The sequence below is a fragment of the Stenotrophomonas sp. genome, assembly GCF_032056425.1.
Lineage (GTDB): Bacteria > Pseudomonadota > Gammaproteobacteria > Xanthomonadales > Xanthomonadaceae > Stenotrophomonas.
This window is the reverse complement of sequence record NZ_DAMBCN010000014.1, coordinates 1-10651: the sequence shown is the minus strand read 5'-3', so window position 1 is coordinate 10651 and position 10651 is coordinate 1. Positions and strand designations below refer to the sequence as shown.

General features: G+C 68.1%; 11 protein-coding genes. 2 read left to right on the top strand and 9 right to left on the bottom strand.

Features of this window, described 5'->3' with window-relative positions:
• Positions 1-37 precede the first annotated feature (37 nt).
• The 4 genes from RTY46_RS10820 to RTY46_RS10805 all read right to left on the bottom strand — a co-directional run bounded on the left by RTY46_RS10820 (position 38) and on the right by RTY46_RS10805 (position 4159).
• Positions 38-463, bottom strand: a complete 426-nt coding sequence (locus RTY46_RS10820; protein ID WP_312708332.1) for a hypothetical protein — start codon at positions 461-463, stop codon at positions 38-40.
• A 153-nt stretch (positions 464-616) separates the two neighbouring features.
• Positions 617-2782 (bottom strand): ferric-rhodotorulic acid/ferric-coprogen receptor FhuE, encoded by a 2166-nt coding sequence (fhuE, locus tag RTY46_RS10815; RefSeq protein ID WP_312708330.1) that lies wholly within the window; start codon positions 2780-2782, stop codon positions 617-619.
• A gap of 181 nt (positions 2783-2963) precedes the next feature.
• Complete coding sequence (locus RTY46_RS10810; RefSeq protein WP_312708328.1) at positions 2964-3515, bottom strand: M23 family metallopeptidase; 552 nt, start codon at positions 3513-3515, stop codon at positions 2964-2966.
• Between the two features lie 167 nt (positions 3516-3682).
• Entirely contained in the window at positions 3683-4159 is a 477-nt protein-coding gene (locus RTY46_RS10805) for an Lrp/AsnC family transcriptional regulator (protein ID WP_312708423.1), read from the bottom strand.
• A gap of 72 nt (positions 4160-4231) precedes the next feature.
• Here RTY46_RS10805 and RTY46_RS10800 point away from each other — a divergent pair, with 72 nt between their 5' ends.
• Entirely contained in the window at positions 4232-5107 is an 876-nt protein-coding gene (locus RTY46_RS10800; RefSeq protein ID WP_312708326.1) for an EamA family transporter, read from the top strand.
• Positions 5108-5185: 78 nt separating this feature from the next.
• Here the strand turns inward: RTY46_RS10800 and RTY46_RS10795 are convergent, their stop codons facing one another.
• The 4 genes from RTY46_RS10795 to RTY46_RS10780 all read right to left on the bottom strand — a co-directional run bounded on the left by RTY46_RS10795 (position 5186) and on the right by RTY46_RS10780 (position 8467).
• On the bottom strand, positions 5186-5953 hold the full coding sequence (locus RTY46_RS10795; protein ID WP_108754145.1) for an endonuclease/exonuclease/phosphatase family protein: 768 nt from the start codon (positions 5951-5953) through the stop codon (positions 5186-5188).
• 22 nt (positions 5954-5975) lie between these two features.
• A complete protein-coding gene (locus RTY46_RS10790) occupies positions 5976-6803 on the bottom strand; it encodes a thiol:disulfide interchange protein DsbA/DsbL (protein ID WP_312708324.1) in 828 nt (275 codons plus the stop codon).
• Positions 6804-6909: 106 nt separating this feature from the next.
• Positions 6910-7560, bottom strand: coding sequence for a thiol:disulfide interchange protein DsbA/DsbL (locus RTY46_RS10785; protein ID WP_312708322.1), 651 nt, complete (start codon positions 7558-7560; stop codon positions 6910-6912).
• Between the two features lie 106 nt (positions 7561-7666).
• Entirely contained in the window at positions 7667-8467 is an 801-nt protein-coding gene (locus tag RTY46_RS10780; protein ID WP_312708320.1) for a c-type cytochrome, read from the bottom strand.
• Between the two features lie 157 nt (positions 8468-8624).
• Between RTY46_RS10780 and yihA the strand changes: the two genes are divergently transcribed.
• Positions 8625-9227, top strand: coding sequence for a ribosome biogenesis GTP-binding protein YihA/YsxC (yihA, locus tag RTY46_RS10775; protein WP_108750547.1), 603 nt, complete (start codon positions 8625-8627; stop codon positions 9225-9227).
• Positions 9228-9324: 97 nt separating this feature from the next.
• Here yihA and RTY46_RS10770 read toward each other — a convergent pair whose 3' ends face one another.
• Entirely contained in the window at positions 9325-10299 is a 975-nt protein-coding gene (locus RTY46_RS10770; RefSeq protein ID WP_312708318.1) for an MBL fold metallo-hydrolase, read from the bottom strand.
• Positions 10300-10651 lie beyond the last annotated feature (352 nt).

The following is a 10651-nucleotide window of genomic DNA, read 5'->3' as shown; positions in this document are numbered from 1 at the left end:
TGCTTTGGCAGAGTCGAGCCGTCGAACAGGACAGCCTCTACGGGGAGCGGTCTGCTTCGCCGAAGGGATCGCGCACCCGCGCGTGGCGATGCCACAGGCACAGATAAGTGGCAAACAGGATGCCGGGCATTACCCACACCGCAAAAATCCATGCCGCCGGAATGGGCAGCATCCAGGCCACGGCAAGGATGGTGCCCACCCAGGTCCAGAGCGGGCGGATCGGCCGGTTGAAGATCCAGCCGAAGGTCATCCACGCCAGGAACAGCCAGGACAGGATGCTGACGGCGAACAGGCAGGCCATACCGGCCTCGGCCCAATCCCCAAGCGTGCGGTAGGGCAGATCGTGCACGGCTCGCGGCAGACGTTGCAGCAGCCCCCACAGCATTGCCACATGCATGACCAGGCCCGGCAGGCTCAGCGTCCAGAACAGCAGGGAAACAACGCTTCGTGCGAGTCGTGACATGCAGCCTTCCTGGCGGAGCGGCAGAGCCTTGCAGCATAACGGGGGGCGCAGAGATGAAAAAGCCGAGCATGGGCTCGGCTGCGCTGCGTGATCCAGTCGAGCAGGCTCGACTGCACAACCGCGGCGCCGGGCTGCCCCGGCGCCGCGTCTGCATCAGAACGACCAGGTGAAGGTGATCGAGCCGTTGCGGCCGTCGCCGTAGGCACCGTAGCCGTTGATCTGCGAGAAGTACTTCTTGTCCAGCAGATTGTTCAGGTTGGCCTGCACGCTCCATTCCGGCGACAGGCGGTAACGCACGAACGCGCTGACCAGGGCGTAGCCACTCTGTTCGATGCGGCCGTAAGCCGGCACCGCGTAGTAGATGCGGTTCTGCCAGTTGGCACCACCGCCGACGGTCAGCGCCTGCAGCGACTGCGGGGTGTAGCTGGTGAACAGCTTCAGCGCGGTCTGCGGCAGGTTGGTGTTGATGTCGGCGTCGTTGATGTCCTTGGCCACGTAGCGCGACGCACCGAAGGTGGCATTCCAGCCCGGGGCCAGTTCGCCGTTCAGTTCGAACTCGAAGCCACGGCTGACGGTGCCGCGCGCGGCCACGTAGGCCGTTTCGCCGCCGGTGCCGCCGATGACCGGCTCGCCGGTGGACTGGCCGACGTTGTCCTGCTCGATGCGGAACACCGCCACCGAGGCATTCAGTCGGTTGTCGAACCAGGCACCCTTCACGCCCACTTCGTAGCTCTTGCCGTCCACCGGGTCCAGGTAGCTGCCGTTGCGGTCCTTCAGCATCTGCGGCTGGAAGATCTCGGTGTACGAGGCATAGGTGGAGTAGGTGTCGTTGATGTCGAACACCAGGCCGGCATACGGGGTGGTGACCTTGTGCGAACGGTCGGCACCTTCGCCTTCGCTCTTCCAGTCGGTGTAGCGCGCGCCCACGATCAGCTTCAGCGGATCAGCCAGCGACAGGCGTGCAGCGGCATAGGCGGCCTTCTGGGTGATGGTGCCTTCGCTGGCCAGGGCCAGCGGGTTCCAGTTCGGTTCGCTGATGTTGCCGTTCCAGTTCAGGTAGCTGGAGAAGGGGTCCCAGGCAAGACCGGCGCCGCCGATCTGGTAGTCGCCGTAGTTGGCGTACTCGCGCTTGTTGTAGCTCAGGCCGCCCATCACTTCGTGCTTCAGGCCAAACAGCTCGAACGCGCCACTGAAGTAGCCGTCCACCGCATTGACCTTGCGTTCGGTGTTGTAGAAGCCGGCCGACGGCGAAATGCCGGCACCGGTGTTCTTGTCGAAGAACGAAGCGCCGGTGACCCAGTCGTTGTAGGCCGGGTAGAACAGCTTGTCGTCGGCCTTGGTTTCGTCATGGGTCGCGCCGATGCGGATCTTCCAGTCATCGTTGAAGGCGTGTTCCAACGTGGCGAACGCGCGCTTGCTGGTGGTGTCCCAGTAGGTCCAGTTCGGGCTGGCGTTGAACGATTCGTCGTAGCCGGTGCTGGTGCCGTCGGAGAACAGCATCGGGAAACCACCCCAGGTGGCGCCGTTGGCGCGCTTCTGCTGGTAGTCGTAGCCCACGCTCAGCTGGGTGTCCGGGGTCAGGTCGGCGTCGATGACGGCGTAGCCCAGCGTCTTGTGCTGGTTGTAGCGGTCCATCTGCGCGTCGGTGTCCAGGTAGCTGCCGATCACGCGGGCGCGCACCGAGCCGCTCTTGTTCAACGGAGTGGTCACGTCCACGGTGCTGCGGGTGCGGCCCCAGCTGCCCACGTTCACCGACACGCTGCCGGTCAGTTCGGCGCTGTCGGCGTGCTTGCGCACCAGGTTCACCGACGCCGACGGGTTGCCGGCACCGGTCAACAGGCCGGTGGCGCCGCGCACCACTTCCACGCGGTCGTACAGGGCCAGGTCCAGGCCGGAATCGCCGTAGCTCCAGTTCTGCACCATCTGCGTGGGCAGGCCATCGAACTGGTAGCTGTCGATGTAGAAGCCGCGCGAATAGAACTCGGTGCGCTCGGTATCGGACTGGGTGCTGCTGACGCCGGTGGTGTTGGCCAGCACGTCGATGATGTCATCGAGGTTCTGATCTTCGATGCGCTGGTGGCTGATGATGCTGACCGACTGCGGAATCTCGCGCGGTGCCAGATCGAAGCGGGTACCGGCCGAGGTCTTGCGCACCGAATAGCCTTCGGCACGCTCACCCTTCACCACGACCTTGTCGAGGGTGGTCGGGTCGGCGGCGGTTTCGGCGAAGGCGGCCGGCGTGGCGGCCAGGCACAGGGCAGTGAACACGGCGGCCGACAGCCGGCGCGGCTGCGGGAGACGGGAAGCAAGACGGGACATTGGGGGTTCCTGGACGAGCATGTGCGTCCTGCCAGCCGGAGATCCGCGGGGCCTGGCGCATCGGGAAGTGAGGATGGTTGGCCGTCCTGGCACCACCGTAAACGGCCGGAATAATAATGCGAACAATTCCCGTTTACAAACGTCCCATATTCATGCGCGGAATGTGGCGGCAACGCGCGGCTCAACGCAGCAGCGGCAACGGGTCGCGGGCGCCGTCCTTGCCGTAGATGCCCCAGTGCAGGTGCGGCGGCGTGCCCTTGGCGTTTCCGCTGTCGCCTACATGGCCCAGCAGCTGCCCGGCCTGGACCACCTGGCCTCGCGCCAGGCCCTCGGCCCAGTCTTCCAGGTGCGCGTAGTAGTAGCGCTCGCGGCCGGGCCCGATCACCCATACCTGCCGGCCGCCGAGCCCGCGTTCGCTCACATCGGCGATCACGCCTGCGGTAGCGCTGCGCACGGGCGTGCCGCGTTTGCCGAAGATGTCGATGCCGGCATGCGTGCGGTCACTGCCGCGCGGGGCACCGAAGGTGTCGGCGATCTGCCGCGGGCGCACGCCGTCAACGGGCACGGGCAGCTCGGTGGCCGGTGGCATGCGTCCCAGCGCCCACAGCATCTTCGGTGCCGCCGCCCACGGGCTGTTCCACAGGGACAGCGCGGCGATGCCGGCGGCCAGCAGCAGGACGCCGGACAGCAGCCAGCGGCGCAGGCGTCGGGCAGGAGAGGGCGGTGTGGTCATGGCTTCCAGGTAGAGTCGAGCTTGCTCGACTGGCCGCAATGTAGAGTCCAGCCATGCTCGACTGGCGGTTTTGTAGAGTCGAGCCATGCTCGACTGCTTTTCCATGCAGTCGAGCACGGCTCGACTCTACATCGGCAGGGGCAACGGCAGTCGAGCATGGCTCGACTCTACAACGTCAGCGGCACCGAGAAGCTGCGCTTCAACGTGCCCAGCGCCACCGAGGTGCGGAAGCGCTCGATGTTGTCATCGCCGCCGAACAGGCGCTCGGTGATCGCTTCGTATTCCTCCATCGACGCCGCCGAAAGCAGCAGCAGGAAATCGCCATCGCCGGTGATCGAATAGCACTGCTGCACGGCCGGATCGTCCTGCACGCGGCGGCGGAACGGGGCGACCTTTTCGCGCTGCTCGCTGACCACCCGCACCTCGACGATGATGGTCAGCGGACGCCCGACCTTGGCCGCGTCGAGCACGGCCACGTTGGCAGCGATCACGCCGCTGTCCTGCAGGCGCTTGATGCGCCGCTGCACGGCGGGGGTGGACAGGTGCACGGCCTCGGCGATCTCTCGCTGCGGCAGGGCGTTGTCCTGCTGCAGCAGGTCGAGGATGGCGTGGTCGAAGCTGTCCAGCACGGGGGCGGTGGCCATGGCGAGCAGAAATTGCACGGACGGGCCGTCAATTGAGCCAAGTGCTCGCCGCCGGCGCAATAGACTGTGCGCATGCAGACGTCCCGATTCGCGCCGATGTTGCCGGCGCTGGCGGTGCTCGGCTCGGTTACCGCGCTGGCCATCGGCACCTCCTACGCAAAACACCTGTTTCCGCTGGTCGGGGCGCAGGGCACCAGCGCCCTGCGCGTGGGCTTCTCGGCGCTGTTGCTGCTGCTGTTCTGGCGGCCGTGGCGCTGGAAGACCCGCCGCGTGGATGCGATGACCATCCTGCGCTACGGGCTGACCCTGGGCCTGATGAACCTGCTGTTCTATATGGCCATCCGCACCATTCCCTTCGGCATCGCCGTGGCCATCGAGTTCACCGGCCCGCTGACGGTGGCGATGCTGTCCTCGCGGCGGCCGATCGATTTCCTCTGGGTGGGCTGTGCGCTGGTCGGCCTGTTGCTGCTGCTGCCGCTGGGCGGCGGTCCGGTGCTGGACCCGGCCGGCGTGCTCTACGCGATGGGGGCGGCCGCGTGCTGGGGCCTGTACATCGTGTTCGGCAAGCGCGCCGGCCACCTGCATGCCGGCCACACGGTTTCACTGGGGCTGCTGGCCGCATCGCTGGTGGTGGTGCCGGTGGGCGTGGCCCATGCCGGCATGGCGCTGTTGCAGCCGAAGATCCTGCTGGCGGGCCTGCTGGTGGCGCTGGTGTCCAGCGCGATCCCGATGTCGCTGGAGATGATGGCGCTCAAGCGCCTGCCGAAAGAGACCTTCGGCATCCTGATCAGCATGGAACCGGCAGTGGCCGCGCTGTGGGCGATGCTGCTGCTGCACGAGCACCTGGAGGGCGTGCAGTGGCTGGCGATCGGCTGCACGGTGGTGGCCTCGGTGGGCAGCACGATGACCGCGCGGCGGCTGAGGACCCCGGTGGTGCAGGCCGGGTAGCGCCGGGCCGTATTGGTAGCGCCGGGCCATGCCCGGCGGATTGGATTCCGTTCGCCGGGCATGGCCCGGCGCTACCCGTCAGCGCAGGGCGTCGGCCGGCACGTCGATCGCCATGGCCAGGGCCAGGTGATCGGAGAATGCGGCGGGCACGGCTTCCACGCTGCGGGTCTGCAGGTTGCTGCTGACCAGGATGTGGTCGATCGCACGGTCCGGGCGCCAGCTGGGGAAGGTGGGCACCGCGCAGCCGGGCGGTTGCAGCTGGGTCTTCTGGTACAGCACCTGCATTTCCGGGCGTTCGGCCAAGCAGTTGAAGTCGCCCATCAGCACCGCATTGGGATGATCGGACAGCAGTTCGGCAATGAAGCCCAGCTGCGACATGCGCGAGCCGGCGCCCAGCGACAGATGGGCCACCGCCACGGCCAGGCCGTCGGCACCATCGCCGAACTTGGCCAGCAGCACGCCGCGCCCGCCGATGCGGCCGGGCAGGGCGTGGTCCTGTACTTCCACCGGTTCCAGCTTGCTCAGCAGGCCGTTGGCACTGGACGCCACACCGCCCATGCGCCGGTTCGGCTGGTGGCTCCAGTAATTGAAGCCGGCGCGCTGGGCCAGGTAGTGGGTCTGGTTGGTGAAGCCCGAGCGCAGGCTGCCCGGGTCGGCCTCCTGCAGGCCGACGATGTCATGGTTGCGGGCCAGGGTGGCGATCGCATCCAGGCTGCTGCGCTTGCGCCCGGCCGGCAGCGCATGTGACCAGCTGCGGGTCACATAGTCGCTGTAGCGGCGGGTGCTTGAGCCGGCCTGGATATTGGCCGTCAGCAGGCGCAGGGTCCGTGTGTGGGGGGAAGTCACGGCCGGGGAAACGTCTCTGGAATCAGTGAGCCAGGGCGGCCGCGCGCTCGCGGGCGATCAGGTGGTCGGCAATGCGCAGCATGTCCGGGAAGCCCTTGCCCTTCACCAGGTACTTGCCGTTGACGATGATCGACGGGGTGCCGGAAATCAGGCTGCGCTGGGCGAACTGCTTGGCCGAGTTGGTCTTGGCGTTCACCGCGAAGCTGCCCATGGTGGCGGCGAACTGCTTGGGATCAACGCCGTAGGCGCCGTAGAACTTGGCGATGTCCTCCACCGAGTCGGCACCGCGCTCGCCCTTCAGGGTCTTCTGCACGTGGATGGCCTGGTACAGGGCTTCGTGCGACTTCTCCTGCACGCCCAGGGTCTGCGCGGCATAGAAGGCGCGGCCGTAGTTATCCCAGGTGCCGCCGAACATGGCCGGAACGTAGACGAAGTTCACGTCGCTGGGCAGGCCAGCCTTCCACGGACCCACCAGCGGCTGGAAGGCGGCACAGGCCGGGCAGACGTAGCCGAAGATTTCCACCACTTCCACCTTGCCGGCGGCCGGCTGGAACGGCTGGCCGTTCGGGATCAGCTGGTAGTCGGGGCCTTCCACCGGGGCCGGGCCGGTCAGCGCCGTGGTGGTCGGGGCCGGCGCGGCCGCCGGTGCGGCGTCGGCCGGGGTGGTGCTGCCTTCTGCGGCGGGCGCGGCGCTTTCGCTGCCTGCGGCCGGCTCGGCGGCCGGTGCCGGGGTCTCGGTGGCGGCCGGTTCAGCCGGTGCGGTGGTGTTGGCGGTGCCGTCGTCGGCCTTGCAGGCCGCCAGGATCGGCAGCAGCGCTGCGAGTGCGAGGGCGGCGTAACGGGTCTTCATGGAAACGTCTCCAGCATCTGGAATGGTGGGGCCGGCGGCGAACGCCGGCCAGGGGGAAATGATGACACGCGGCGGCGGATGCGCCGTGTGCAGGGTCGGGATTGGTTCAGCGGCCGCGGCTGGCGCGGGCCTGGGCGATCAGCGCCGAGGCAATGCGCAGCTGGTCGTCGAAGCTGTTGCCGCGCACCAGATACTGGCCATTGATGATGATGGCCGGGGTGCCCGGCACCTGGGTGCGCTTGGCGAAGGCGCGGGCGGCGGCGACCTTCTGCTGCACGGCTTCACCGCGCAGGGCCTGCTTGTAGCGGTCCGGGGCCACGCCGTAGGCCGTGTAGAAGGTCGCCAGTTCATCGGCCGACACGTTCTGCATGGGCAGCGAGCCGTCTTCGTGCAGGGCCTTGAACACCGCTGCATGGCTGCGCTTGGCGACGCCTACTTCATCGGCGGCGTAATAGGCCAGGGCCCAGGCATCCCATGCGCCACCGAAGGCGGCCGGGACCGGGGTGAAGCGCACGTCGGCCGGCAGCTTGGCAGCCCAGGCGGCCAGTTGCGGTTCGAAGTGGGCGCAGTGCGGGCAGGTGTAGCCGAACACTTCCACCACTTCGATCTTGCCGGCCAGCGGCTGGAACGGGCCCGGCTGGGCGATGCGCTCGTAATCTTTGCCTTCCACCAGCGGCGCATTGGCGGGAGTGGCGGCGCAGGCCGCCAGCGGCAGCAGCACCAGCAGGGACAGCAACAGGCGGGACATCAACCTCATCGACGTGCATCTCCATTGAAAATAACAACGCCGGCGCAGCCGCCGGCGTGAAGGAAACATACCGCAGTGGCGGGCCGCCGTGGCGACCTGCGCCGACCAATGGCCGTCAGGGGGCGGCGGCCGGTGGCATGGCGGTGGTCTGCGCGGCCACGTCGTCGGCGCGGTTGTGCAGGCCCTGCAGGTAGCTGGACAGGGCCTGGACTTCCTGTTCGGTCAGCTTCTGGGCAATGGCGGCCATGATCTGGAAGTGGGCCTTGTCGCTTTCATGGGTCTGCCCGGCCTGGTATTCCTGCAGCCGCCGTGCGACGTAGCTGGCGTGCTGGCCGCCGATATGCGGGTAGGCCGGGCCCGGGTTGCCGGCGCCACTGGGGCCATGGCAGGCCATGCAGGCCGGCAGGCCGCGCTGGGCATCGCCGCCGCGGTACAGCTGCTGGCCGATCTCGTAGAACTTCATGCCCTTGTAGGGACCATCGGCCACCGGCGTGTCGTCGGCAATGCCGGCGGTGGCTTTCTGGGTGGCGAAGAACGCGCCGATGTCGCGCATGTCCTGCGGGCTGAGGTTCTGCACGAACGGCACCATGGCCACGGCGGCGCCGGAACTGCGCTGGCCGTTGGCGATCAGCGCCATCTGCTGGGCCACGTAGCGTTCGCTCTGGCCGGCGATGGACGGGTACATCTCGACCGTGGAATTGCCATCGGCGCCGTGGCAGGCCGCGCAGGCGGCCGCCTTGCCCTGCCCTTCCTTGGCGTTGCCCCAGGTGGTCTTGCTGAAATCCACCTCGAGCGAGGCGGTCTGGATCGGGCCATTGTCGGGCAGCGGGACCAGGGTGGTCTGCGCAAAGGCAGCGGCGGCGACCACCACGGCCATGGCAAGGGCGGATACGGCAAGAACGCGAGCGTGGCGCATGCTGAAGCTCCGTTTGGACCGGGCCGGGCGGCAGCGACCGGCATCGCCCGGATTATCAACGCCGTTTCCGCGCACGGTCAACGAAGCAGCGCAGCATTTTTCGGACCCCCGTGCCCCGGGGCGGGCGCGCGGCGCCGCAACATGCGATCCTAGGCACATGTCATTGCTCATCGAACGCGCCCGCTACCACCTCTCGGCCCACAACGCGCGGCAGCTGCCGCCCGATGAAGGGGCCGAAGTGGCCTTTGCCGGCCGCTCCAACGCTGGCAAGTCCAGTGCCCTCAACGCGCTGACCCGGCAGAACGCGCTGGCCCGCGTGTCCAAGACGCCCGGCCGCACCCAGCAGCTGGTGTTCTTCCAGATCACCCCGGAAGCCAGCCTGGTCGATCTGCCCGGTTACGGTTACGCCAAGGTGCCGCTGGAACTGCAGGCGCACTGGCAGGCCTTCATCGACAAGTACTTCCGCACCCGCGAAGCACTGCGCGGCCTGGTGGTGGTGATGGACATCCGCCATCCGCTGAAGGACTACGACCGGCAGATGCTGGCCTATGCCGTGCAGCGTGGCCTGCCCGCGCATGCGCTGCTGACCAAGGCCGACAAGCTCAGCCGCAGCCAGCAGATGCAGACCCTGCAGAAGGTGCGCAAGGAACTGCATTCGGCCTATGGCGATACGGTGAGCGTGCAGGTGTTTTCCGGCGAAGACCGCACCGGCGTGGAAGAAGCGCGCGGGGTGATCGGCGGTTGGCTGGGGCTGGAATAAGCGGCTGTCGTTGCGTTCGCCGGGCATGGCCCGGCGCCAGCCGTGGGCGGCATCTGCTGAAGGGTACCGGTAGCGCCGGGCCATGCCCGGCGGCACCTCATTTCAGCGGCGAATACTCCGCAGGCACCCAGGCGTAGGCCTGGCCTTCGCTGCGCACGTGGCCCAGGCCGGGGAACGGCAGGTGCGCACCGGCCACCCACCAGCCCTTGGCGGTGGCCTGCTGCAGCACGCTGCGCCGGCTGGCCGTCGCTGCCGGGCGATCGGCATCGGCTTCGAACGCTGCTTCCGGGTGCGCGAACTGCACCGCGTGGAAGTGCAGCACATCACCCCACACCAGCAAAGACTGGCCCTGGCTGTCGAACCGGTAGGAGACATGGCCGGGCGTATGGCCGTGGGTGTCCATCGCCACCGCGCCGCCGGGCAGCGCGGTGCCGGGCTGGAAGGTGCGCAGGCGTCCGGCGGCCTGGTACGGCGCCACCGCGTTGCGGGCCAGCGGGAAGGCGAAGCGCACGCCTTCCGGTGCGCTGGCCGCGCTGGCCGGGTCCAGCCAGTAATCGGCATCGGCCTGGGTCAGCCACACCGTGGCATTGGGGTAGGCCGGGTGGCCTTGGGCATCGAGCACGCCGCACATGTGGTCGGGGTGGGCGTGGGTCAGCAGGATGTCATCGACCTGGGCCGGATCAATGCCGGCGGCGCGCAGGTTGGCCAGCACCTGGCCCAGGCCGGGGCCGAAGCACTGCGCGGTGCCGGTATCGACCAGGGTGAGGTGGTTGCCCTGGCGCACCAGGTAGGCGTTCACCGCGGTCTGCAGGCCCTTGCTGTCTTCGGGCACGTAGCGGCCTTCCAGCAGGCGGCTGACCAGGGTGGGCGGTACGTCCACCACTTCCTGTCGCCCCAGCGCCACCACGCCGTCGAACAGGGCGGTGACCTGCAGGTTGCCGATGCGCTGGTGGTAGACGCCGGGCACCTGCTGGGTGGGGGCGGGGGTGGTGGCTTCGGCATGTGCATCGGTGGGCAGGCCGGCAACGGCCAGCAGCAGGGCGCCGCACAGCGGCAGGTGACGCGGGGTCATGGGATGTCCTGGATGAGGCGGAGGATTCCGTCGCTGTGCAGCGTGCCGTGTGGGCGGCGCGCGATGCGCTCAAAGCAGTGCGCGCAATGCTCAGGGTTGGGGAGTTTGTTTGCAGGGCTTGCAGCCCTGCACCTGCTCAGAGCAACGGCAACGGCAAAAGCTGGGTATCCGTGGGATGGCGGGGTGGGTCCGGTTGCGGGGGGCGGCGCAAGTCCCCCTCCGGGGCCCGGCCCAGCCGCTGGCGGCTGTGCGTTCGGGCGCTTGCGAAGCAGTGCTTCGCAAGCAAAGCGCCCTCACCCATGTAGCCTCGGTCGCGCCATCCATGGCGCTCACGCCCCCGCAACCGGACCCA

What these genes read in the sequence shown, in the direction of transcription:
- RTY46_RS10785 (WP_312708322.1), bottom strand. Translation starts at nt 7,560, where the DNA reads ATGAGGTTGATGTCCCGCCTGTTGCTGTCCCTGCTGGTGCTGCTGCCG.
- RTY46_RS10800 (WP_312708326.1), top strand. Translation starts at nt 4,232, where the DNA reads ATGCAGACGTCCCGATTCGCGCCGATGTTGCCGGCGCTGGCGGTGCTC.
- yihA (WP_108750547.1), top strand. Translation starts at nt 8,625, where the DNA reads ATGTCATTGCTCATCGAACGCGCCCGCTACCACCTCTCGGCCCACAAC.
- RTY46_RS10780 (WP_312708320.1), bottom strand. Translation starts at nt 8,467, where the DNA reads ATGCGCCACGCTCGCGTTCTTGCCGTATCCGCCCTTGCCATGGCCGTG.
- RTY46_RS10810 (WP_312708328.1), bottom strand. Translation starts at nt 3,515, where the DNA reads ATGACCACACCGCCCTCTCCTGCCCGACGCCTGCGCCGCTGGCTGCTG.
- fhuE (WP_312708330.1), bottom strand. Translation starts at nt 2,782, where the DNA reads ATGTCCCGTCTTGCTTCCCGTCTCCCGCAGCCGCGCCGGCTGTCGGCC.
- RTY46_RS10790 (WP_312708324.1), bottom strand. Translation starts at nt 6,803, where the DNA reads ATGAAGACCCGTTACGCCGCCCTCGCACTCGCAGCGCTGCTGCCGATC.
- RTY46_RS10820 (WP_312708332.1), bottom strand. Translation starts at nt 463, where the DNA reads ATGTCACGACTCGCACGAAGCGTTGTTTCCCTGCTGTTCTGGACGCTG.
- RTY46_RS10770 (WP_312708318.1), bottom strand. Translation starts at nt 10,299, where the DNA reads ATGACCCCGCGTCACCTGCCGCTGTGCGGCGCCCTGCTGCTGGCCGTT.
- RTY46_RS10805 (WP_312708423.1), bottom strand. Translation starts at nt 4,159, where the DNA reads ATGGCCACCGCCCCCGTGCTGGACAGCTTCGACCACGCCATCCTCGAC.